Raw genomic sequence first — 22,117 nt, forward strand, 5'->3', positions numbered from 1 at the left:
TGTTGCCTTCAAGGTACGCTTTGACGACGGTGAGTTTGAATTGCTCTGAATACTTGGCCATTTGAACACCCCCATTAGGTCGGATTGGTGTCCAACTTCTTGGGGGCAGTCCACAGCGTGGGAATGCCGTTCTGGACGCTCTGCGTCCGATCTTGAGGGTGCCAGGCGATCAGCCAAGGCTGCCCGCATCAGTAGGGACAATCAGAATCCCCGCCCGCAGGCCGTTTTTGACCTTCGGGTTGGGGAAGATGATTCTCGCGCCATCCTCCTCTACCACCCAGCGTGAACCACCCGCGTCTTCGGCCAGCACGTAGCCCTTTTCCAGCGGTGAAAAGTTTTCTACAGCATCGGCAAGGTTGAACGTGAATGCATCGGTACGCTTGATGACTTCGCGTGCCACGCTGAACAGTTGCAACCCCTCAAGATTCTCATCCAGCTCGGGCTCGCGGCCTTCGATGATCTGTTCCAGACGCAGACGCAGCGGCGCAAGGTTGACCTGCTGGTTCTGGCCGAACGGCCGGGCCTTGCCCAGTTCCAGAGTGAAGGCCTCGGCACCCAGTTGATCGTAGGTATAGGCGCTGAACACAATGGACGGCTTGTTCTGCAACAACACCGCACTCATCCCCGCAGCACGCAGCCGTGCCAGTTCGAGACGCGAGTGCTGACGACCTTCTTTCCACGGGTACAGCGCGAACTGCTCGATCTTCGAACCGCGAATGGCAGTGTGCAGGTCGTAATGCAGGCGGTAGCGATCCGGCAGGCTGAAAAAGCTGGCGGCCAGGTGCTCCAGCTCGCAGGCACGCAGGGCTTCTGCACCACCACTTTGCTCGTGACGACCGTTGAACAGCCGATTGACGTCCTGCTCGATAAACCGGGTACCGCGCCGCATGGCGTCGGGATTGCCGAACAGAAACAGGATACGTGCGCGCGGTTTAAGGTCGCCGCGCGCGATGCTACGGATCAGTTCATCCAGCAGCTCGATGGGGGCAGTCTCGTTGCCATGAATACCGGCAGAGAGCAGCAGGTCCGTGCCATTGTCACGAACCTCCGGCGGGCGGACCTCCAGAGCCCCCTCGCCCATCCATCGCATCCGCACGCCTTCGACGGTCAGTTGAGTCTTTTCCGCTGGCTCACGTCCAGCCAGGGTCAGTTCAAGCAGTTTGCCGAGGGCGAGCATAGGGCAACTTCCTTAGTGGTTGCAGTCAGGGCCATGAACGTGACCGTCTTCGTCGGCACCGGCATCGGCCGGTTCCATTTCCAGTTGCAGGCTGACCAGGTTGGTTGCCAACGGGCGCAGCAGCAGGTTGGCGTACTCGGCATCGTCTTCTTCGACGTCAACGCCGATCAGCAATTGGCCACGGCCATCCTGCTGAATCCACAGTTCCTTGCCCTGCCAGATAATGGCTACGCGGGTGCAAGAAGTTTCCAGCTGGGTGCCATCGGTGTCTTCAAGGATCAGTTGCAGGGCGTCGCTCATAGTCGGAATGCTCTAGATAAAGAAATCATGCGCCAGACATTTGCCCGGCGCGCAGGGTGTTTCAATTCAGTTGAAACGGATAGACGGCACCCAGTTTAAGGATTTGCGTCAGTTCATCCAATGCCGTACGGCATTCGCTCAGCAATCGGGGGTCGACCAGATCGTTTTCACTCATGCGATCACGGTAGTGCCTGTCGACCCATTGCGTCAGCGTGTCATACAGCGGCGCGGTCATGATCACGCCTGGGTTCACCGCAGCCAGCTCGGTTTCCTTGAGCGCTACACGCAGTCGCAGGCAGGCAGGGCCGCCGCCGTTCTGCATGCTTTGCTTGAGGTCAAACACTTTGACCTGGGCAACCGGGCCGTCATCGGCAATCAATCGCTGCAGATAAGCCCAGACGCTCGCATTGGCCTGACACTCCTGCGGTACGATCAGCAGCATCGAGCCGTCCGGACGTGACAACAGCTGGCTATTGAACAGGTAAGAGCGCACCGCATCCTGCACCGAGACTTCGGCACGCGGCACACAAATCGCCCGTAACTGCCCACCGACACGGCCGAGTTTGTCGCGCAGTTCATTAAGCATCGGTTCGGTATTGAGGAACGCGTCCTGGTGATAGAACAAGACCTCACCGTTGCCGACCGCAATCACATCGTTATGGAACACCCCCTGATCAATGACCGCTGGGTTCTGCTGACTATAGACCACGCCGGTTTCGCTCAGACCGTGCAGCCGCGCAACGGCGCGTGACGCCTCCAGGGTCTGACGCGCCGGATACTTCTGCGGCGCCGGGTAGCGCGTGTCGAAGGCACTGCGGCCAAACACGAAGAACTCGACACCGGCCTCGCCGTAATCGCGACAGAAACGGGTGTGGTTGGCTGCGCCTTCGTCGCCGAACTGCGCGACTGGCGGCAACGCAGGGTGATGGGCAAAGTGCTTTGCATCGGCAAACATCGCCCCCAGCACGCGGCTGGTGGTCGGATGCTCGATGCTGCGATGGTATTTGCAGTTGAGGTTGGCCGCCGTGAAATGCACGCGCCCATCTACCGTGTCGGCACTGGGACTGACCGTCGCCGCGTTGGCCACCCACATGCTCGATGCCGAGCAACTGGCAACCAGCAACGGCATGTCCTGACGGGCGGCTTTTTCAATCACCTGTTCATCGCTGCCAGTGAAACCCAACTGCCGCAAACCGGCCACATCAGGGCGTTCCTGCGGTGCCAGCACGCCTTGGGTAAAACCCAGGTCCATCAGCGCTTTCATTTTTGCCAGGCCTTGCAGCGCCGCTTCACGCGGGTTCGCGCATTGCTGGCTGTTACTCTGGGAGGCGACATTACCGTAGGACAACCCGCCGTAGTTGTGGGTTGGCCCGACCAGACCGTCAAAATTCACTTCACAGGACTTCATCGGCAAGGCTCCGTGGATCTGTTTTTATAAGCAATCGTGCGCACCCTGTCAGCTCAGCCTGATGCCGGGGGTCAGTGTCGTGGGCAGGGTCAGGCTGCCCGTCTCCAGCGAAGCCACCGGATAGGCGCAATAGTCGGCTGCGTAATAAGCGCTGGCGCGGTGGTTGCCCGAGGTTCCGACTCCGCCGAACGGTGCGCTGCTGGCGGCACCGGTCAGCTGTTTGTTCCAGTTGACGATCCCGGCGCGGCTGTGCAGCCAGAATTGCTGATAGCGCGCTTCGGAATCCGAGAGCAAACCTGCCGCCAGGCCATAGCGAGTGGCGTTGGCTTCAGCGATGGCGGCGTCGAAACCGGCGTAGCGGATGACCTGCAACAGCGGGCCGAACAGCTCTTCGTCAGGCCGCTCGGCGACCGCGCTGACATCCATAATGCCCGGCGTCAGCAGCGCCGCGCCGGGCTGCGGCTGGCGCATTTCCAGCAAGGTCACTGCGCCGTTGGCGAGCAGGTTGCGCTGTGCTTCGAGCAAGGCGCGTGCGGCCTCCAGCGAAATGACCGAGCCCATGAACGGAGACGGCTGCTGATCGAACGCCCCCACCTCGATAGTCGCGCTGACGGCAACCAGCCGCGCCAGCAAGGCATCGCCCCAGTCGCCCTCGGGCACCAACAGGCGACGCGCGCAGGTGCAGCGCTGGCCTGCGGAAATGAATGCCGACTGAATGATGGTGTAAACCGCTGCGTCGATGTCCTGAACCTGATCAACGATCAGTGGATTGTTACCGCCCATTTCCAACGCAAGAATCTTCTCGGGGCGCCCGGCGAACTGCTGGTGCAGCACGTCACCGGTGCGGCTTGACCCGGTAAAGAACAGCCCGTCGATGCCTGGGTTGGCAGCCAGTGCAATACCGGTTTCGCGACCGCCTTGCAGCAGGTTGAGAACACCGGCAGGCAACCCGGCTTCGATCCAGCACGTGACGGTCAGTTCGGCGACTTTCGGCGTCAGTTCGCTGGGCTTGAACACTACCGTATTGCCCGCCAGCAAGGCCGGAACGATGTGCCCGTTAGGCAGATGACCAGGAAAGTTGTACGGCCCGAACACCGCGACCACGCCATGTGGCTTATGGCGCAATACTGCGGTGGCATCGCCCAGCGGCCCGCTCTTTTCGCCGGTTCGTTCGCGATAGCTCTGCACCGAGATGGCAATCTTGTTGACCATGCTGGTTACTTCGGTCGCTGACTCCCACAAAGGTTTGCCGGTTTCTTCACCGATGCAGTGCGCCAGTTCATCGGCGCGGCCCTTGAGGCTGGCAGCAAAGGCCTCCAGCACAGCAATGCGCTGATCCAGAGAGCGCTGCGCCCAGGCGGGAAATGCCTGACGCGCAGCCTGCACCGCGTAATCGACTTGTTCTGCTGTAGCGCTTTGCCCGGACCACAGCGTCTGCTGGCTCACCGGGTTCAACGAATGGAACAGCTCGCCCCGCCCGGCCTGCCACGCACCGGCAATGTAAAGGGTGCTCATCAAACGCCCTCCCGCGCTGCAGACAAAGGCACGGCGCGCACGTTGTCGCCCGCACTCATGCGCAGCCGTTTGGCGGTCTGTGGCGCAACCACCAGCGTACCGGCGGCGAAACGCGCAGCGCCTACCGTAATGCGGCAGTCTTCACGCTTGCGGTTGTAAATCAGGAACTGCGGCGCATCGTCACCTGGCGTGCCGATGGCCAGCACCAGCGCCTGACTGTCCTTGATTGCGCGAATCTTGCCGGTCTCGCACTCGATGGCAGGCCCAGCATCGAAGATGTCGACGTAACCCTGATACGAGAAACCCTCGCCCTTGAGCATGGTCAGCGCAGGCTCGGTGTCGGCATGCACGCGGCCGATCACATTGCGTGCATCTTCGGAAAGAAAGCAGCTGTACAGCGGAAACTTGGGCATCAACTCGGCAATGAATGCCTTGTTGCCAACACCGGTCAGGTAATCGGCCTGGCTGAATTCCATCTTGAAGAAATGCCGACCCAGACTTTCCCAGAACGGCGACCGGCCATTCTCGTCGGACATGCCACGCATCTCGGCAATGATCTTGTTACCGAACAGTTTCGGAAATTCGGCGATGAACAGCATGCGCGCCTTGGACAGCAGGCGGCCATTGAGGCCGTTGCGCGAATCGCTGTGCAGGAACAGCGAGCACAGCTCGGAATTGCCGGTCAGGTCGTTGGCCAGGAACAGGGTCGGAATTTCCCGGTAGATGTTCAGTTCCTGCGAAGCACTGACCGTGAGGCCGACCCGGTAGTTGTACCAGGGCTCGCGCAAGCCGACCGCCCCGGCGATGGCAGAAATGCCGACCACCCGGCCGTCATCATCTTCAAGCACGAACAAATAGTCGGCATCGCCACGCTCGGCTTCTCCGCGAAAGGTCTTTTCAGCCCAACCTACCCGGTGCGCCAGACGCTGCTCATTGGCGGGCAGGGTCGTCAGACCGGCACCGGTGCTGCGCGCCAGCTCGATCAACGCGGGCAGGTCACTGCTGCGTACAGGACGAACGATCATGTTATCTCCTCAGCGGCTCATCGAGAGCCTTGAAACTCGCTAATCGGCTATCGAACGTCTGGCTCAGACCGCGACGATCCGCACACTGGCTCCTTCACCAACGCCCAGTGCGTCGGCGGCCTGGAGGCTCAGCACCACTGGCCTGCCGGGCGCCCAGTCCAGTTCCAGGAGCACCGCGCGGTAATCCTGCAACAGGCCGTTGGCAACCAGATACAAACGCCCGCCTGTGCCGACATCGCTGCTTTGCGCGGTTTCGACTTTCACTGGCACCAGACGACTCTGCGCAATGGACCGGATCCCGGATACCTTGGCATGCAGGGTCGGGCCACCGTCGAAGATGTCGATGTAATGGTCGGTTTCAAAGCCTTCGCGCATCAGGATGTCGAAGGTGATCTGCGCACGCGGATGCACCTGGCCCATGGCCTCCTGCGCAGCGTCAGGCAGCAATGGCACGTAGATCGGGTAATGCGGCATCAGCTCGGCGAGGAAGGTCCGGCTTTTCAGACCGCACAGGCGCTCGGCAGCGGCGTAGTTGAGGTCGAAGAAGTTGCGCCCGATGGCATCCCAGAACGGCGAATCGCCCTGTTCGTCGCTGTAACCGACGATCTCGGTGACCACCGAATCGGCGAAGCGCTCGGGGTGACTGGCAACAAACAGCAGGCGGCCGCGAGAATTGAGCTCCGACCAGGACGTGCCGACAAGTTCCGGGACCACATAGAAACTGGTCAGCAGGCTGTTACCGGTCAGGTCGTGACACTGGGACAGAACATGGATCTTGTTATGGATCTTCAGTTCGCGGGAAGCATGCACGAAGGTTTCGTTGCGAAAACTGTAAAACGGCTCGGAATAGCCCGCCGAAGCAACAATGCCCGAGCAGCCCACCAGCTTGCCGCTTTCGCTGTCTTCAAGCACGAAGAAGTAGGTCTCTTCACCGTTGAAGCTGACCTCGGCGGCGAACGATGCCTCCGACGAGCCGATCTTGTCGGTCAGGCGGCCAGCATCGTCGGGCAAGGACGTGACACCGATAGGGCTGTCGGCAGCGAGGCGTTGAACCTCGGCCAGATCAGCCATTTGCGCAGGGCGCATCACCAGCATGGTGCCACTCCTTGTAGATCGACCGGTATTTACGACCGGCACTGGTAAAAGCACCACACGGCATCATGCCGCACAGCACAGGAAAATGTCCGGTGTTTGCCGGTCAGGCAGACACCGGGATAAAGCGGATGAATCAGGACGTCAGCTTGGCGATGGCACGTTCGAAGCGGTTCAGGCCTTCTTCGATGTCTGCGTCTTCAATCACCAGGCTCGGCGCGAAACGGATCACGTCGGGACCGGCCTGCAGAATCATCAGATCCTGGGCTTCAGCGGCGTTGAAAATGTCCTTGGCCTTGCCTTTCCAGGCGTCGGACAGCACGCAGCCGATCAACAGGCCCAGGCCGCGCACTTCGGTGAATACGCCGTATTGCTGGCCGATGCTCTCCAGGCGGGTCTTGAATTGCTGATGCTTGCGCTGCACGCCAGCCAGCACTTCAGGCGTATTGACGACATCTATCACCGCTTCACCGACCGCGCAGGCCAGCGGGTTGCCGCCATACGTGGTGCCGTGAACGCCGACCGCAAAATGTTTGGCGAGCTTTTCAGTGGTCAGCATGGCCGCCAGCGGGAAACCGCCACCGATGCTTTTGGCGCTGGAAAGGATGTCCGGGGTCACGCCGTAATGCATGTAGGCGAACAGATGACCGCTACGGCCCATGCCGCTCTGCACTTCATCGAACACCAGCAACGCGTTGTGCTCGTCACACAGTTTGCGCGCGCCTTGCAGGTATTCCAGCTGGCCCGGCAACACGCCGCCTTCGCCCTGAATCGGCTCCAGCACCACGGCGCAGGTCTTGTCGGTAACAGCCGCTTTCAACGCTTCAAGGTCGTTGTACGGCACGTGGCGGATGCCGGTGATTTTCGGCCCGAAACCATCGGAGTATTTCGGCTGACCACCGACGCTGACGGTGAACAGGGTGCGGCCGTGGAAACTGTTTACGGCCGCAATGATTTCGTATTTTTCAGGACCGTGCAGGTCGTGCGCCACTCGGCGCGCCAGCTTGAAGGCCGCCTCGTTGGCTTCAGCGCCCGAGTTACAGAAGAACACGCGCTCGGCGAACGTCGCATCCACCAGTTTTTTCGCCAGACGCAGGGTCGGCTCGTTGGTGAAGACGTTGGACACATGCCATAGGTTATTGGCCTGCTCGGTCAAGGCACCGACCAGCGCCGGGTGGCAGTGGCCCAATACGTTGACGGCGATCCCGCCCGAGAAATCCACCAGTTCGCGTCCCGCCTGATCCCAGACCCGGGAGCCCGCACCGCGCACGGGAATGAACCCGGCCGGGGCGTAATTGGGGACCATTACCTGGTCGAAATCGGCGCGTTGCACCGCAGCATGCTCAACGGACATCGGAGTCTCCTGATGAGGAACGCCTGCCTGAAACTGGCGAGCGATGGGAAGATTGTAAGGACTGAATTGTGTTCGGCCTTGCCGCCAGGCGACAACTTGTTACAGCGCAAAACCGGGTTTTTTCAAGGTTTTCGGCAATGCGACATATTGCGTCACAAAGGCGCAGTTTAAACGGATTGAGGCCGCCCTGTCTGGACCTGAGCTGTCGCGGCAGCACTTCTATCGCGACAAGACAATCAACCGCGTTCGGCAGGCACCGGCGAAAGTTCGAACGGGCTGCTGCTGCGTCGCTGGTTGCGGTCTTCACGCGGCGTGGCGCCGAAGAAATTGCGGTAGGCGCTGGAGAAGTGCGGCCCCGAGGAAAAACCGCACGAAAGGCCGATCTGGATGATCGACTTGCTGGTCTGCATCAGCATCTGGCGTGCCTTGTTCAGGCGCAGCTCCAGGTAATACTGGCTGGGTACACGGTTGAGGTACTGCTTGAAAATCCGCTCCAGCTGGCGGCGCGACACGCACACGTGCTGGGCGATTTCGTCAGTGGTCAACGGCTCTTCGATGTTGGCTTCCATCAACAGTACAGCCTGGGTCAGCTTTGGATGGCTGGAGCCCAGACGGTTCTGCAACGGAATGCGCTGACGCTCGCCGCCTTCGCGAATGCGCTCGACAACCAGTTCCTCGGAAACCGCTCCGGCCAGTTCCGCGCCATGATCGCGAGACAGCACCGCCAGTAGCAGGTCGAGCACCGACATGCCACCGCAGGCGGTCAGACGATCCCGGTCCCAGTCGAACAAATGGCTGGTGGCGATGACTTTGGGGAAGCGTTCGGCGAAGTCGTCCTGCCAGCGCCAGTGCACAGCAGCGCGATAGCCATCCAGCAGGCCCAGTTGCGCGAGCGGGTAAACGCCCGCTGACAGTCCGCCAATCGAACAGCCGGCACGCACCAGTTGCTTGAGCGCGCTGCCCAGCGCCGGAGCCACGGCTGCCGGGGGCTCATCGGCGAGCAGAAACAGCTTCTGAAAACCGTCCAGTCGCCCGGCCCAGGGCGCGCCCGGCAATTGCCAGGCTCCGGCAACCGCTGCCGGCTCCCCTGCCTCGGCCTGCAGAAACGACAATTCGTAGACCACTTCAGGATGAACGCGCTGAGCGACACGCAAGGCTTCCTCGGCAAGTGCCAGAGTCAGGGCTTTGGTGCCAGGCCAGACGAGAAAACCTATTCGATGGGCAGTCATTGGGACATCCGATACGTATTGCCGCAAAAGCCGAGCGTCAGAAGATGGCTCGATCTGGAACATCCAGGTCATGTCGCGCGTCGCGCAGCATGCCCTGTTCTGCCGTAAAAAGGCATCGCCATGCGATGCCGATCGTCACTTGAGGCTGCCGGACAAGAACTGCTGCAGACGCTCGGTCTGCGGGTTGGCCAGTACCTCGCGCGGGTCACCACGCTCCAGGACCACACCCTGATGCAGGAAAACCAGCTGGTTGGAGACTTCCCGGGCAAAGCCCATTTCGTGAGTCACCACCACCATGGTCCGGCCTTCCTGAGCCAGACCATGCATGACCTTGAGCACATCACCGACCAGTTCCGGGTCGAGCGCCGATGTGGGCTCGTCGAACAACATCACCTCAGGCTCCATCGCCAGCGCGCGGGCAATGGCCACACGCTGCTGCTCGCCACCGGACATGTGTCCTGGATAAGCGTCCTTACGATGGGAAACGCCGACCTTGGCCAGATAGTGCTCGGCTTTTTCCAGCGCTTCCTTTTTCGACACACCCAGAACATGAACCGGCGCTTCGATGATGTTCTGCAGCGCCGTCATGTGCGACCACAGGTTGAAGTGCTGAAACACCATCGACAGACGTGAGCGCATGCGCTGCAACTGTCGGGCGTCGGCAGCTTTCAGACCGCCGTCCTTGTTCGGCACCAGCTTCAACTCTTCGTTGTTGAGCAGGATCTTGCCGGCATGGGGCTGTTCGAGCAGGTTGATGCAGCGCAGAAAGGTGCTTTTGCCCGAGCCACTGGAGCCGATGATGCTGATGACATCGCCAGCTTTGGCGGTCAGGGACACGCCCTTGATCACTTCGTGACTGCCATAGCGCTTGTGCAGGTCCTGCACTTCCAGTTTGTTCATGCTTTGGGTTCCCACAGAACGGTCAATCACTGAGCAGACGTCCATGACGCAGCGCGGTGCGCCCCGCCACTTTGGCCAGCCAGAAACCTGGTTGAGCGTAACGAAGCCGCTCGATGGCAAACAGCACCCCGGCAGTATTCGCGCAAATGGTACTGACCTGATCGGACAGCGGGTCGATGACTTCGAACAGCGCATCGCCGACTTCGACTTTATCGCCTGCGGCACGCAGGAATGTCACCACGCCAGGATGCGGCGCATAGAGCAATTCGGTGCCTTCGAACGGCATACCTTCGCAGGCTTGATGTGCCGGCTGCGGCCAGTCACCGCTGATGAAACCCTGCTCGGCCAGAAACGCCAGAATGCCTTCGGCGTGCGCTTGCGCCTCAGGCCTGCCGGTGTCGGCCTGACCACCCAGCTCGATAGTCGTCGCCAGACACGCCAGCGGGATCTGCGCCTGCGGGAAGGTCCGTGACAGACGCAACCACGGCAGCGAACAGGCTTCATCGAAGGAACTGCCGCCAGAATCCTCGGCCAGCAGTGCCACCTGAATATTCAGGTGCGCCGACAGCGAGCGCCATTGCGGCCAGTGCTGCGGCAAGGCATACATATGCAGCGCGGCATCGGCATCGCAATGCAGATCAAGTACCACATCAGCGATGCAGGCATGCTTGAGCAGGATGCGCTGCATGCCCTGCAACTCCGATTGCGCGGCAGGCAAGCCTTCAAGTGCAGTCATCATCGCCTGACGAATCAACTGGGTATTGGCACGCGGGTCATCGCCCAACTGACCTTCCAGCAACTCGGCGACCGGCTCGCTCAGCTCGGTGAAGTCACGGTTGAAATTCTTGCCGCTGCCGAACTCGAAACGCCCTTGGTGTGCGCCTTGCAGCAACTGCCCCAGCCCTAGCGGATTGGCCACCGGCACCAGCTCGACGACGCCCTTGAGGGCACCTTGCTGTTCCAGCTCGGTCAGGCGTTTCTTCAATTCCCAGGCGGTGCGCATGCCGGGCAGCTCGTCTGCGTGCAGACTGGCCTGAATGTACGCTTTGCGCTCGCCGGTGCCGAAACGAAAGACACTCAGCGTGCGTTCGGTGCCGAGGGCGCTCCACGGCAATACATGATCGATTCTTTGCATTTCAGACCTTCCGTGGGGCCAGATAGCCCAGCCAGCGGCGTTCGGCAATTTTGAACAGCCGCACCAGAATGAATGTCAGGCACAGATAGAAAACGCCTGCGGTAACGTAAGCCTCGAACGGCAGGTAGAACTGCGCGTTGACCGTGCGGGCAGCGCCGGTGATGTCGATCAGGGTCACGATGGAGGCCAGACTGGTCGTCTGCAGCATCATGATGACCTCGTTGCTGTACTGCGGCAGCGCCCGGCGCAAGGCCGACGGCAACAGAATGCGCCGATACATTTTGGCCTTCGACATGCCCATCGCCCGCGCAGCCTCGATTTCACCGGCCGGCGTGGCCTTGAGGCTGCCGGCAATGATCTCGGCTGTATAGGCGCTGGTATTGATGGTGAACGCCAGACAGGCACAGAACGTAGCACTGGATAGCCAAGGCCATAAAAAGCTTTCGCGCACAGCGTCGAACTGGGCCAGCCCGTAATAAATCAGGAACAGCTGGACCAGCATCGGCGTGCCGCGAATCACATAGGTGTACAGCCAGGCAGGCATGTTGACCCAGGGGTTTTTCGAGACCCGCATCAGGCCCAGCGGCAACGCCGCGAGCAACCCGAACGCGAGGGAAATCGCCAGCAGTTTCAGGGTGGTCAGCAAGCCGCCGAAGTACAGCGGCAGGCTGTCCCAGATCACGTTGTAGTCAAAGATCATAGGTCAGCCGCCCTGACGCCTACCGAGTAGCGTTTTTCGAGGTAACGCAAGGCGAGCAGCGAAACACTGGTAATCACCAGGTACATCGCTGCAACCGCCAGAAAGAAGGTGAAAGGCTCGCGGGTGGCATCGGCCGCCTGCTTGGCCTTGAACATCATGTCCTGCAGGCCGACCACGGAAATCAGTGCGGTGGCCTTGGTCAACACCAGCCAGTTATTAGTGAAACCGGGGATCGCCAGACGAATCATTTGCGGCACCAGGATGCGGAAAAACACTTTGCCGCTGCTCAGGCCATACGCCATGCCGGCTTCGGCCTGCCCCTTGGGGATGGCCATGAACGCACCGCGAAAGGTTTCCGAGAGATAGGCACCAAAGATGAAGCCCAGTGTGCAGATCCCGGCCAGCAAGGGGTCAAGATCGATGTAGTCATCAAAACCCAGCAGCGGCGCAACGCGGTTGAGCAGGTCCTGACCGCCGTAGAAAATCAGCAATATCAGGACCAGATCGGGAATACCGCGAATGACCGTGCTGTACAGATCGCCCAGCCAGGCAATCCAGCGTACCGGCGACAGACGAAGCGCCACGCCGATCAGACCGAGAACGATCGCCAGAGCCATCGACGACAGGGCCAGCTGCAACGTCAGCCAGGCACCTTCGAGGATGACAGCTCCGTAACCTTTCAACATGATGTGCGGTCCTCAAGCGTGGAATAAAAATGGCGCAAGCCAGGCAATTCTGTTTGCGCCATTGATCAGGATCGGTATGACGACTTACTTGCCGTAGATATCGAAGTCGAAATATTTGTCCTGGATGGCCTTGTACTTGCCGTTGGCACGGATGGCTGCAATGGCGGCATTGAGGCGCTCAAGGTTGGCCTTGTCACCCTTGCGCACGGCGATGCCGATGCCGTCACCGAAGTATTTCGGGTCGGTGAACGATGGACCTGTGAACGCGTAACCCTTGCCTGCGTCGGTCTTCAGGAAACCGTCCTGCAGCAGGGTGGCGTCGGCAATCGTGCCATCCAGACGACCCGCACCGATGTCCAGGTAGATTTCGTTCTGCGAACCGTACGGCGTTACTTCCACACCTTTGGGAGCAAGAACTTCACGGGCGAAGCGCTCATGGATCGAACCGCGCTGCACGCCGATTTTCTTGCCCTTGAGTTCCGCCAGGCTGTCGCTGATCACGGTGCCGTCTTTCATGACCAGACGGGCCGGGGAATTGTAGTACTTACCGGTGAAATCCACAGACTTCTTGCGGTCGTCGGTGATCGACATGGAAGAAAGGATCGCGTCGATCTTGCGCACTTTCAGCGCAGGGATGAGGCCGTCGAATTCCTGCTCGACCCAGGTGCACTTGACCTTCATTTCTTCACACAGAGCATTGCCGATGTCGTAGTCAAAACCGACGATGCTGCCATCCGGAGCCTTGGAAGCGAACGGAGGGTAAGCCGCTTCGATGCCGATTTTCAGCGGTTTTTCATCAGCAAAGATCGGTTGGGCGAGCACGGACAACGCCATCGCGCCAATAAGCATGAGCTTCTTCATTTCCAGGACTCCATCGGTAAAGCACGACAAGTGGCAAAGTGAGCAAGCGCCCAATGTGCGAAAGGACAATCTCGGGGGAGAGCGACGCCGGGGACGTGACACCACAGTGGTGGCTCACGGACCTTCGGCGAATGACGGGCATTTTAACGACAGGCTTGAAGTCGATATTTCTTCAATGCGACAACTAGTTACAGATGCACCGGAAAACCCACTACCAGCTATTGACGAAGCATATTTCTGCTGATCCAGCAGATCCAGCTAAACCTGTCATAACAGCAAAAAGCGCGCCCATTATTGGCAAACCCTTCTAATCCGGCAAGCCCAGCGTTCCATATGGCGGATGAAACGCCCTGATGCGTCGCAGCTTCCTACAAGAAAGCCAGAGAACGTCTCACAATGAAGCACCGCCCGACAACACCGTGTAAACCCGTAACAAACCGATATATATCTCGTTTCCGATACCGGGCCGCACAAACAAAAGCGCCCCGCCCGGCGTTAAGCGGACGAGGCGCGCTCAGTCAATGAGCGGTCAGGCAGCGTTCATGGTCTTGTGCGTGTCAATCAGGTGCTGAACCACACCTGGATCGGCCAGCGTCGAGATGTCACCCAGCGCATCGTACTCAGCGGTGGCAATCTTGCGCAGGATACGGCGCATGATCTTGCCTGAACGAGTCTTCGGCAATCCAGGTGCCCACTGAATGAAATCAGGCGAAGCAATCGGGCCGATCTCCTTGCGCACCCAGTTGCGCAACTCAGTGCGCAGCGCGTCGCTTGGTTCTTCGCCACCGTTGAGGGTGACGTAGACGTAGATGCCCTGCCCTTTCAGGTCATGCGGCACACCGACCACGGCGGCTTCGGCGACTTTCGGGTGCGCAACCATCGCGCTTTCGATCTCGGCGGTGCCCATGCGATGGCCGGAAACGTTGAGCACATCATCTACGCGCCCGGTGATCCAGTAGTAGCCGTCCTCATCGCGACGGGCACCGTCACCAGTGAAGTACATGCCACGGAAGGTCTTGAAGTAGGTGTCGACGAAACGGTCGTGATCGCCATACAGCGAGCGTGACTGACCCGGCCAGGAATCGAGAATAACCAGATTGCCTTCGGCCGCGCCCTCAATTAGGTTGCCCAGGTTGTCCACCAGCGCCGGAATCACGCCGAAGAACGGACGTGTCGCCGAGCCAGGCTTCAGCGCTGTTGCGCCTGGCAGCGGGCTGATCAGAATGCCGCCGGTTTCGGTCTGCCACCAGGTATCGACAATCGGGCAGTTCTGCTTGCCAACGGTGTTGTAGTACCAGCCCCAGGCTTCCGGGTTGATCGGCTCGCCCACCGAACCCAACAGGCGCAGACTGGAACCGTCGGCACCTTCAACAGACTTGGTGCCCTCGGCCATCATGGCGCGGATCGCAGTCGGCGCGGTGTAGAGGATATTTACCTTGTGCTTATCGATGATTTTCGACACACGCGTGATGTCCGGGTAGTTCGGCACACCTTCAAACAGCAGCGTGGTCGCACCATTGGCCAAGGGGCCATAGACAATGTAGCTGTGCCCGGTGACCCAGCCGACGTCGGCGGTGCACCAGTAGATTTCGCCCGGCTTGTAGTCGAATACGCGCTCATGGGTCAGCGCCGCATAAAGCAGATAACCCGCAGTGGTGTGCAACACGCCTTTGGGTTTGCCGGTCGAGCCCGAGGTGTAGAGGATGAACAGCGACTCTTCGGCACCCATCTCTTTTGGCGCGCAGGTGCTGGAGGCCACTTCCAGAAGCGAGTGGTACCAGATGTCACGATGACGGTTCCACTCGATCTCGCCACCGGTGCGTTTGCAGACAATGACTTTCTGCACGCTGCTGGTTTCCGGGTTTGTCAGGGCACGGTCGACATTCGCCTTGAGCGCAGTTTTCTTGCCACCGCGCAGGCCTTCGTCGGCAGTAATAACCACTTTGGAGCTGCAATCGATAATCCGCCCAGCCAGTGCTTCCGGCGAGAAACCGCCGAACACCACTGAGTGAATCGCACCGATCCGGGCGCACGCCAGCATGGCGACCACAGCCTCGGGGATCATCGGCATATAAATAGTGACGACGTCACCACGGTGCACGTCCTGACCACGCAGTGCGTTGGCAAACTTGCAGACTTCAGCGTGCAGCTCGCGGTAGGTGATTTCGCGGTGCTCGGAAGGGTCATCGCCTTCCCAGATGATGGCAATGGTGTCGCCGCGCTCTGCCAGATGGCGATCCAGGCAGTTATAGGCAACGTTCAGCGTACCGTCGGCGAACCATTTGATATCGACACGATGGTCGTCGAACGAGGTTTGCTTGACCACACTGAAAGGTTTGATCCAGTCGAGGCGCTGAGCCTGTTCACGCCAGAAACCATCAGGGTTGACCACCGACTGCTGGTACATGGCCTTGTAGGTCGCTTCATCCGTCAGCGTAGTCGCTGCGACTTCTGGGCGGACGGGGTACAGGGAAGCTGCACTCATCTTGGTTACCTCGGTGGATAGTTGTTGTTTTATGCACCTGTTGTATCCCGCCCCACCCGGTGGGGCCATTCGACGTTGGTATTACCGGGCGAGGCCGGAGCCTCAAGCTGCCTCCGGATTATTACCGTTTTGATGAAAGCGCTTATCCAAAGTCTTTATATATGTCACCTTGCAACAGGCCTAGAATTCATCTCGCCAACACGGCAACTATCAGCTGCCCCCACGCAGCCCGCTTCTAGATATCAAACAGAGTTCGCACATGACGCTAAACGCGTGATGCGCACGCGCTCACTTTTAAAAAGGTAAAACACAATGAAAGCTTTATTAGTGACATTGGCACTGTGCGGTGTCAGCAGCTTCGCCATGGCCGAAGAATCGCAAACCAAAGTCGCTGCCCAGCAAGCCCGTGTCGAGCAGTACACGTATGGCACTCATCTGGATATCGCCCGGGTTATTTCCATCAGCCAGATCCCCAATGTCTGCGAAGTGGTCCCGGCGCGCATGGTCTACGAAGACTCGCAAGGCGCACGGCACACCATGAGCTACCAGGTGATGGGCAACGGCTGCAGTAACGGTTGATGCTTTTCGCTGTTGCGACCCGTGCTCGACGCCTCGCAGATATTGATTGCGAGGCGTATGCACGAGCGTTGATAGCCGGGTGATCAATCAGCGGATTGTTGATCGGCTGCGTGCTAGTCTGAGTCGCGCCCCAATTCACGCCCCAACTCATAGTCACGCAACTTATTGGCAATGGTTGTATGCGACACCCCCAGGCGTTTGCCCAATTGGCGACTGCTGGGATATTGCGCATATAAATGTTCCAGCACCGACTTTTCAAAGCGCCCGATAATAGCGCGCAGCCCTCCCTCCAGAGACACATCGCTCAGCCCTGGACGCACACCGTAATCCGGCAAACGAATATGCTCGGCCTGCACCTTGCCGCCGTCACACAGCGATACAGCCTGAAACAATACATTTTCCAATTGCCTTACATTGCCGGGCCAGTGGTACTGACTCAGGCGCTTGATGGCAGCCGGCGCAATGCCTGGCAACGGGCAGCCGATCTGGCGGCTGGCGTGATCCAGAAAGTGCTCCACCAGCGGCTCAAGACCGTCCAGACAGTCGCGCAACGGCGGTATGTGCAGGGACAGCACATTGAGGCGATGATAAAGGTCCTGCCTGAAGACCCCTTGGGCGCATAGCTCCGACAGATCGACCTGGGTCGAGCACATCACACGCACATCGAGAAACATGTCCTCGTCGCTGCCGACCCGGCGAAAGCTGCCGTCCTGAATGAAACGCAGCAGCTTGGCCTGCATACGCGCACTCAACTCACCCACGCCATCAAGGAACAACGTGCCGCCTGATGTCAGCTCCAGCAGCCCGAGTCGGCCTTCCGCTCGCGCGCCTTCGAACGCACCGGGGTCGTAGCCGAACAGCTCAATCTCGGCCATGGACTCCGACAGCCCGGCACAGTTGAGCGCCATCAGCGGTGACTGGCCGCGCGGGCTGGCAAGGTGACAGGCACGGGCCAGCAATTCCTTGCCGGTGCCGGTTTCGCCCTCGATCAGCAGCGGCGCATCCAGTGGCGCCATGCGCCGCGCCTCGCGGACTACCGCGGCCATGACCTTCGAACTCTGAAAGATGCTGTCAAAGCCTCGTAACTCCTGCTTGCGCACATGGTAAATGCGCTCACCGACCCGATCAGCGCGGTGCAGGGTCAGTACAGCCCCGGCCATGGCTTCGCTGTCATCGTGCTCCGATTGCAACGGGGCGATATCAGCGAGAAACACATCGCCGCGCACCTTGACTCGCAGGCCGTTGATCCGCGACTGGCTGGCCCGCACCAGCTCAGGCAGGTCGAAATCCTCGGCATAGCGCGACAACGGTATCCCCGGCACTTCATCGACCCGCACACCCAGCAACTGCGCGGCTGCGCGATTGGCTGCGACGATTGCACCGGCCATGTCGATGGACAGCACAGGAAACTCCAGCGCACCGAGCAAGGCGTTGAGCTCCATGTGCCGCCGCTCGCTGGGCATCAGCCCTACACGCTTGACGCCGAATACACCAATGATCGCCTCGAACTTCGGGCGCAGGGCCTGAAACTGCAGATTGATCAGGTTCGGGCAATACAGATAAATAGCGTCGCCATGCTCGCCCCCCACTTCACCACGCGCCACGTTGACCCCGTAGGCCACCAACAGATCGAGAATGTCGCGAAGAATGCCGATCCGGTTCTGGCAATGCACCTTGATGCGCATGATTCATTCGCCCCTGTGAGCATGGGTATTTAGAGAGTGGCAAAGTTTTCCGTCAACAATAGTTTACAGATGCACGCTTCGCGAGAGAGCGATCTGCTGAATTCATCGTCCACGGGAACACTCCGTAAAGTTTTCGTTACGAAATTAGACTACAGGACGGGAGCGTGACGGCTTTCACAGGCAGACCCATCGTCGAAAGCGGGTTATTCCTGCAGGCAGGCTTTTACAAAAATATGTTCACAAGAGCAGCCTTTCGAGGACATCAGCATGGCCCAGACGCTTTACGTGGCACGCGAGCCGGACGCTTCGGGCTTCATTGATTACACAGCAGCCGAACATGCGGTATGGAACACTCTGATTACACGGCAGATGACGATCATTGAAGGCCGGGCCTGCCAGGAGTATCTGGACGGTATCGAGCAACTGGGCCTGCCCCATGAGCGTATTCCGCAGTTGGGTGAAATCAACAAGGTACTGGGTGCGACCACCGGCTGGCAGGTTGAGCGAGTGCCAGCGCTGATCCCCTTCCAGACGTTCTTTGAACTGCTGGCCAGCAAGCGCTTCCCGGTGGCGACGTTTATTCGCACCGAGGAAGAGCTGGACTATCTTCAGGAACCGGACATCTTTCATGAAATCTTTGGTCACTGCCCACTGCTGACCAATCCGTGGTTTGCCGAATTTACCCACACCTACGGCAAACTTGGCCTGAGCGCGAGCAGGGAACAACGTGTGTATCTGGCCCGGCTGTACTGGATGACCATCGAGTTTGGCCTGGTCGATACACCACAGGGGCGCAAAATCTACGGCGGCGGTATTCTTTCTTCGCCCAAGGAAGCGGTGTACAGCCTGTCGTCGGCTCCCGAACACCAGTTATTCGACCCGCTTGAAGTGATGCGCACGCCTTACCGCATCGACATTCTGCAACCGCTGTATTTTGTTCTGCCAAGCCTCAAGCGCCTGTGCGACCTGGCGCAGGAAGACATCATGGCGCTGGTAGAACAGGGCATGAAGTTGGGCTTGCACGCCCCGAAATTCCCACCTAAAACCAAAAGCCACACGGCCTGAAACGCGGCCAGGTATCTGAAAAGGAAACCCTGTTTATGAGTGCCTTGAATCAAGCCCATTGCGAAGCCTGCCGAGCAGACGCCCCACAAGTCAGCGAAGCCGAGCTGCCGGAACTGCTCAAGCAGATCCCCGACTGGAACATCGAAGTCCGCGACGGCGTCATGCAGCTGGAAAAAGTGTTCCTGTTCAAGAATTTCAAATTCGCCCTGGCGTTCACCAACGCGATCGGCGAGATTGCCGAGGCTGAAGGCCACCATCCAGGCCTGCTGACCGAATGGGGCAAAGTGACGGTGACCTGGTGGAGTCATTCGATCAAAGGGCTGCACCGCAACGACTTCATCATGGCCGCGCGCACCGATGGAGTGGCCAGTGGTGCCGAGGGCCGCAAATAATTTTTGCAAGAAAGTCTACGAGGGTTATTGCGCCCTGATGCAGTCATAACGCAGTAAAACCAAAGCGTGCAGCGACTCGCAAGGCATGGGCCCGGACAGTGAAAATGCGATTTTGTTTCGCTGACAGGCCAATGAGGATAAAAAAATATCCTGATTGTCATTTTCAGTGGGGTATCCTGCGCAGGCTTTTTTAAAGCACGGTTCTATCTGCAACCCCTTGCGAGGAGCGACGACGATGCATGAAATCCCTAACTTCCCACCAGGCCAACAGGAACCACAACAGTCGACCCTGGCTCAACAGGAGCTTGGTCAACCTGTCGCAATGAAAGCAGCACCCTCGGCTCAAGACAGCCAGAAAGCCGGAAGCAAAGACTGAAGGCGATTGTTTTCAGGCGTATCGAAAAACGGTTCTGCCGATTTTCAATACGCCTGGAAAACCAGCAACAGGCAAACAGCAGATTTTTATGAGCGACTTCACTGAAACGCAAGCCAATGCCCTGATTGGCACCGCCGAGAAAATGATCGAAATCTGGTCACGCCTCAGCCCGGAAAAACAGAGCGCCCTGCTCGCCCGTTTCGGTACTCAGGAAAACGCCTTGGCCGCCCTCGTGACCACTCAGCTTGTAGCCCCGGCAGACAAATAATCCTCCATTCGCCGTTTATTTTACTTCGTTGCACCTGCATCACGCGATGCGTCGGTATGATGAGCACTTCGAGAGCTTGCTAAGGGTTTTTCCCTGCCCGCTCGAACGCCATACCCGCACAGAACGAAAGCCTGCCCCATGCCCGAGACACAGCAAACCACGCCGCAAACCCCGATGGCTGTTACCCAGACCGTCATTTCCATCGTCATGTTCACGTTCATCGGCTACCTGAATATCGGTATTCCGCTTGCCGTACTGCCAGGCTACGTCCACAGCGATCTGGGCTTCGGCGCGGTTATCGCAGGCCTGGTGATCAGCGTGCAGTACCTGGCGACGTTGATCAGTCGGCCGTGGGCGAGCCGCATCATCGACAATCTGGGCAGCAAGAAAGCCGTACAGATCGGCCTGACCGGCTGCGGGCTGAGCGGTATATTCATGCTGGTGCCGGTCTGGCTGGACAGCTGGCCGATGGCGAGCCTGATCATTCTACTGATTGGCCGGGTGATTCTCGGCAGCGCGGAAAGTCTGGTAGGTTCGGGCTCGATTGGCTGGGGCATCGGCCGGGTCGGCGCGCAGAACACTGCCAAAGTGATTTCCTGGAACGGTATCGCCAGCTATGGCGCACTGGCCATCGGCGCACCGCTGGGCGTCTGGATGGTTGACTCGCTCGGGTTGTGGACAGTGGGTGTCAGCATCATGCTGCTCTGCGCACTGGGCCTGTACCTGACCTGGCACAAGGAAGCCGCGCCGATTGTGCCCGGTGAACGACTGCCATTCATGCATGTGCTGGGGCGGGTGTTTCCGCACGGCATGGGCCTGGCGCTGGGCGGCATCGGTTTCGGCACCATCGCAACCTTTATCACCTTGTACTACGCGAGCAATCACTGGCCGAATGCGGCGCTGTGCCTGACCCTGTTCGGTGGCAGCTTCATCGCGGCGCGCCTGCTGTTCGGCAACCTGATCAATCGCCTGGGCGGCTTTCGGGTGGCGATTGTCTGCCTGTCAGTGGAAAGCCTGGGGCTGTTGCTGCTGTGGATGGCGCCCACTCCGGAGCTGGCACTGGCTGGCGCGGCATTGACCGGTTTCGGATTCTCGCTGGTGTTCCCGGCGCTGGGCGTAGAAGCCGTCAACCTCGTCCCCGCCTCCAGCCGCGGCGCAGCGGTGGGCGCTTACTCGCTGTTCATCGACCTGTCCCTGGGCATCACCGGCCCACTGGCAGGCGCGATTGCCGCAGGCTTCGGCTTTGTCTCGATCTTCCTGTTCGCGGCGCTGGCGTCTCTTACCGGGCTGGCGTTGAGCGTCTATCTGTACAAGCAGGCGCAGATGTTGCGCCAGTGATGATCGGTGCTCATAGTTATACAGGTCCTGAAGAGCCCGGAAAGCGGAGTTTTCAGGCTTCTGCCCGCAGGGCGTAGGAGCGTGGGAACGGGGCTTTTGTAGGAGCGAACTTGTTCGCGAAGACATTGCTTTGAACGCCAAATCTTCTGCGACGGTACGGGCCATTTCGCGAACAAGTTCGCTCCTACGTTCGAGCGTAGGAACGGGGCTTTTGTAGGAGCGAACTTGTTTGCTAAGACATTGTTTTGAACGCCAAATCTTCTGCGACGGTACAGGCCATTTCGCGAACAAGTTCGCTTGTATGGTAAGACTTGAAGGGAGGAGGAGGGACTTAGTTCGCTTCTGACTGTTCGCGCAGTACAGACCCGTAGGATATTTCACCCCTCCTCCTTTCACCCAAGCGCCGATAAAGAATGCTTAAGGCTCACAACCTACGATAGAAACAAGCCTGCGCCTCTGGGTGGCCCCTTCAAGTCTGTAAACCTTATCCCCGAGGAGGCGTTATGGCAATGCAGGTTACTCTGGAAAAACCGATCATCGGTGTAGA

The 22,117-nt window shown here is 59.2% G+C and carries 20 protein-coding genes; 5 read left to right on the plus strand and 15 right to left on the minus strand.

What is annotated here, in order from left to right; translation table 11 throughout:
• Positions 1 to 169 precede the first annotated feature (169 nt).
• The 14 genes from astE to acs all read right to left on the minus strand — a co-directional run bounded on the left by astE (position 170) and on the right by acs (position 15,867).
• Positions 170 to 1,177, minus strand: a complete 1,008-nt coding sequence (astE, locus tag RGM3321_RS01155) for a succinylglutamate desuccinylase (RefSeq protein ID WP_244391215.1) — start codon at positions 1,175 to 1,177, stop codon at positions 170 to 172.
• A 12-nt stretch (positions 1,178 to 1,189) separates the two neighbouring features.
• Positions 1,190 to 1,477, minus strand: coding sequence for a hypothetical protein (locus RGM3321_RS01160; protein ID WP_005731381.1), 288 nt, complete (start codon positions 1,475 to 1,477; stop codon positions 1,190 to 1,192).
• A 61-nt stretch (positions 1,478 to 1,538) separates the two neighbouring features.
• Entirely contained in the window at positions 1,539 to 2,885 is a 1,347-nt protein-coding gene (astB, locus tag RGM3321_RS01165) for an N-succinylarginine dihydrolase (RefSeq protein WP_244391216.1), read from the minus strand.
• Positions 2,886 to 2,933: 48 nt separating this feature from the next.
• Positions 2,934 to 4,403 (minus strand): succinylglutamate-semialdehyde dehydrogenase, encoded by a 1,470-nt coding sequence (astD, locus tag RGM3321_RS01170; protein ID WP_244391217.1) that lies wholly within the window; start codon positions 4,401 to 4,403, stop codon positions 2,934 to 2,936.
• Positions 4,400 to 5,425 (minus strand): arginine N-succinyltransferase, encoded by a 1,026-nt coding sequence (gene astA, locus RGM3321_RS01175; RefSeq protein ID WP_004659722.1) that lies wholly within the window; start codon positions 5,423 to 5,425, stop codon positions 4,400 to 4,402. Before astA ends, astD begins: the two co-directional genes overlap by 4 nt.
• Positions 5,426 to 5,488: 63 nt before the next feature.
• A complete protein-coding gene (aruF, locus tag RGM3321_RS01180) occupies positions 5,489 to 6,520 on the minus strand; it encodes an arginine/ornithine succinyltransferase subunit alpha (protein WP_244391218.1) in 1,032 nt (343 codons plus the stop codon).
• A gap of 133 nt (positions 6,521 to 6,653) precedes the next feature.
• On the minus strand, positions 6,654 to 7,871 hold the full coding sequence (locus tag RGM3321_RS01185; RefSeq protein WP_244391219.1) for an aspartate aminotransferase family protein: 1,218 nt from the start codon (positions 7,869 to 7,871) through the stop codon (positions 6,654 to 6,656).
• A gap of 236 nt (positions 7,872 to 8,107) precedes the next feature.
• A complete protein-coding gene (gene argR / locus RGM3321_RS01190) occupies positions 8,108 to 9,100 on the minus strand; it encodes a transcriptional regulator ArgR (RefSeq protein WP_244391220.1) in 993 nt (330 codons plus the stop codon).
• A gap of 135 nt (positions 9,101 to 9,235) precedes the next feature.
• Positions 9,236 to 10,000, minus strand: a complete 765-nt coding sequence (locus RGM3321_RS01195; protein ID WP_244391221.1) for an ATP-binding cassette domain-containing protein — start codon at positions 9,998 to 10,000, stop codon at positions 9,236 to 9,238.
• Positions 10,001 to 10,022: 22 nt separating this feature from the next.
• On the minus strand, positions 10,023 to 11,135 hold the full coding sequence (locus RGM3321_RS01200) for a succinylglutamate desuccinylase/aspartoacylase family protein (protein ID WP_244391222.1): 1,113 nt from the start codon (positions 11,133 to 11,135) through the stop codon (positions 10,023 to 10,025).
• 1 nt (position 11,136) lies between these two features.
• Complete coding sequence (locus RGM3321_RS01205; RefSeq protein WP_002554441.1) at positions 11,137 to 11,835, minus strand: ABC transporter permease; 699 nt, start codon at positions 11,833 to 11,835, stop codon at positions 11,137 to 11,139.
• On the minus strand, positions 11,832 to 12,521 hold the full coding sequence (locus RGM3321_RS01210) for an ABC transporter permease (RefSeq protein ID WP_002554442.1): 690 nt from the start codon (positions 12,519 to 12,521) through the stop codon (positions 11,832 to 11,834). Before RGM3321_RS01210 ends, RGM3321_RS01205 begins: the two co-directional genes overlap by 4 nt.
• 84 nt (positions 12,522 to 12,605) lie before the next feature.
• On the minus strand, positions 12,606 to 13,382 hold the full coding sequence (locus tag RGM3321_RS01215; protein WP_002554443.1) for an ABC transporter substrate-binding protein: 777 nt from the start codon (positions 13,380 to 13,382) through the stop codon (positions 12,606 to 12,608).
• 529 nt (positions 13,383 to 13,911) lie between these two features.
• Positions 13,912 to 15,867, minus strand: coding sequence for an acetate--CoA ligase (gene acs, locus RGM3321_RS01220; protein ID WP_002554444.1), 1,956 nt, complete (start codon positions 15,865 to 15,867; stop codon positions 13,912 to 13,914).
• A 312-nt stretch (positions 15,868 to 16,179) separates the two neighbouring features.
• On the opposite strand from acs, the gene RGM3321_RS01225 reads away from it, so the two are divergent.
• A complete protein-coding gene (locus RGM3321_RS01225; RefSeq protein ID WP_002554445.1) occupies positions 16,180 to 16,446 on the plus strand; it encodes a DUF2790 domain-containing protein in 267 nt (88 codons plus the stop codon).
• A 113-nt stretch (positions 16,447 to 16,559) separates the two neighbouring features.
• Here RGM3321_RS01225 and RGM3321_RS01230 read toward each other — a convergent pair whose 3' ends face one another.
• Positions 16,560 to 18,131 carry a sigma-54-dependent transcriptional regulator gene (locus tag RGM3321_RS01230; RefSeq protein ID WP_244391223.1) on the minus strand — a complete coding sequence of 524 codons (1,572 nt, stop codon included), beginning with the start codon at positions 18,129 to 18,131 and terminating at the stop codon, positions 16,560 to 16,562.
• Positions 18,132 to 18,398: 267 nt separating this feature from the next.
• Between RGM3321_RS01230 and phhA the strand changes: the two genes are divergently transcribed.
• The 4 genes from phhA (at position 18,399) to RGM3321_RS01250 (ending at position 21,570) form a co-directional block, all read left to right on the plus strand.
• Positions 18,399 to 19,196, plus strand: coding sequence for a phenylalanine 4-monooxygenase (gene phhA, locus RGM3321_RS01235; RefSeq protein WP_244391224.1), 798 nt, complete (start codon positions 18,399 to 18,401; stop codon positions 19,194 to 19,196).
• Positions 19,197 to 19,231: 35 nt separating this feature from the next.
• The gene (locus RGM3321_RS01240) at positions 19,232 to 19,588 is read left to right on the plus strand and encodes a 4a-hydroxytetrahydrobiopterin dehydratase (RefSeq protein WP_244391225.1); all 357 of its coding nucleotides are present in this window, start codon (positions 19,232 to 19,234) and stop codon (positions 19,586 to 19,588) included.
• A gap of 464 nt (positions 19,589 to 20,052) precedes the next feature.
• Positions 20,053 to 20,232, plus strand: a complete 180-nt coding sequence (locus RGM3321_RS01245; RefSeq protein WP_005746724.1) for a hypothetical protein — start codon at positions 20,053 to 20,055, stop codon at positions 20,230 to 20,232.
• Positions 20,233 to 20,370: 138 nt separating this feature from the next.
• On the plus strand, positions 20,371 to 21,570 hold the full coding sequence (locus RGM3321_RS01250) for an MFS transporter (protein WP_244391226.1): 1,200 nt from the start codon (positions 20,371 to 20,373) through the stop codon (positions 21,568 to 21,570).
• The last annotated feature ends 547 nt before the right edge of the window (positions 21,571 to 22,117 follow it).

Origin of the sequence: Pseudomonas sp. RGM 3321 (assembly GCF_022836805.1) — a bacterium.
Lineage (GTDB): Bacteria > Pseudomonadota > Gammaproteobacteria > Pseudomonadales > Pseudomonadaceae > Aquipseudomonas.

Excerpts from the sequence above, each read along its gene's own strand:
- astE (WP_244391215.1), bottom strand. The coding sequence starts at position 1,177 with ATGCTCGCCCTCGGCAAACTGCTTGAACTGACCCTGGCTGGACGTGAG.
- RGM3321_RS01160 (WP_005731381.1), bottom strand. The coding sequence starts at position 1,477 with ATGAGCGACGCCCTGCAACTGATCCTTGAAGACACCGATGGCACCCAG.
- astB (WP_244391216.1), bottom strand. The coding sequence starts at position 2,885 with ATGAAGTCCTGTGAAGTGAATTTTGACGGTCTGGTCGGGCCAACCCAC.
- astA (WP_004659722.1), bottom strand. The coding sequence starts at position 5,425 with ATGATCGTTCGTCCTGTACGCAGCAGTGACCTGCCCGCGTTGATCGAG.
- aruF (WP_244391218.1), bottom strand. The coding sequence starts at position 6,520 with ATGCTGGTGATGCGCCCTGCGCAAATGGCTGATCTGGCCGAGGTTCAA.
- RGM3321_RS01185 (WP_244391219.1), bottom strand. The coding sequence starts at position 7,871 with ATGTCCGTTGAGCATGCTGCGGTGCAACGCGCCGATTTCGACCAGGTA.
- argR (WP_244391220.1), bottom strand. The coding sequence starts at position 9,100 with ATGACTGCCCATCGAATAGGTTTTCTCGTCTGGCCTGGCACCAAAGCC.
- RGM3321_RS01195 (WP_244391221.1), bottom strand. The coding sequence starts at position 10,000 with ATGAACAAACTGGAAGTGCAGGACCTGCACAAGCGCTATGGCAGTCAC.
- RGM3321_RS01200 (WP_244391222.1), bottom strand. The coding sequence starts at position 11,135 with ATGCAAAGAATCGATCATGTATTGCCGTGGAGCGCCCTCGGCACCGAA.
- RGM3321_RS01205 (WP_002554441.1), bottom strand. The coding sequence starts at position 11,835 with ATGATCTTTGACTACAACGTGATCTGGGACAGCCTGCCGCTGTACTTC.
- RGM3321_RS01210 (WP_002554442.1), bottom strand. The coding sequence starts at position 12,521 with ATGTTGAAAGGTTACGGAGCTGTCATCCTCGAAGGTGCCTGGCTGACG.
- RGM3321_RS01215 (WP_002554443.1), bottom strand. The coding sequence starts at position 13,382 with ATGAAGAAGCTCATGCTTATTGGCGCGATGGCGTTGTCCGTGCTCGCC.
- acs (WP_002554444.1), bottom strand. The coding sequence starts at position 15,867 with ATGAGTGCAGCTTCCCTGTACCCCGTCCGCCCAGAAGTCGCAGCGACT.
- RGM3321_RS01225 (WP_002554445.1), top strand. The coding sequence starts at position 16,180 with ATGAAAGCTTTATTAGTGACATTGGCACTGTGCGGTGTCAGCAGCTTC.
- RGM3321_RS01230 (WP_244391223.1), bottom strand. The coding sequence starts at position 18,131 with ATGCGCATCAAGGTGCATTGCCAGAACCGGATCGGCATTCTTCGCGAC.
- phhA (WP_244391224.1), top strand. The coding sequence starts at position 18,399 with ATGGCCCAGACGCTTTACGTGGCACGCGAGCCGGACGCTTCGGGCTTC.
- RGM3321_RS01240 (WP_244391225.1), top strand. The coding sequence starts at position 19,232 with ATGAGTGCCTTGAATCAAGCCCATTGCGAAGCCTGCCGAGCAGACGCC.
- RGM3321_RS01245 (WP_005746724.1), top strand. The coding sequence starts at position 20,053 with ATGAGCGACTTCACTGAAACGCAAGCCAATGCCCTGATTGGCACCGCC.
- RGM3321_RS01250 (WP_244391226.1), top strand. The coding sequence starts at position 20,371 with ATGCCCGAGACACAGCAAACCACGCCGCAAACCCCGATGGCTGTTACC.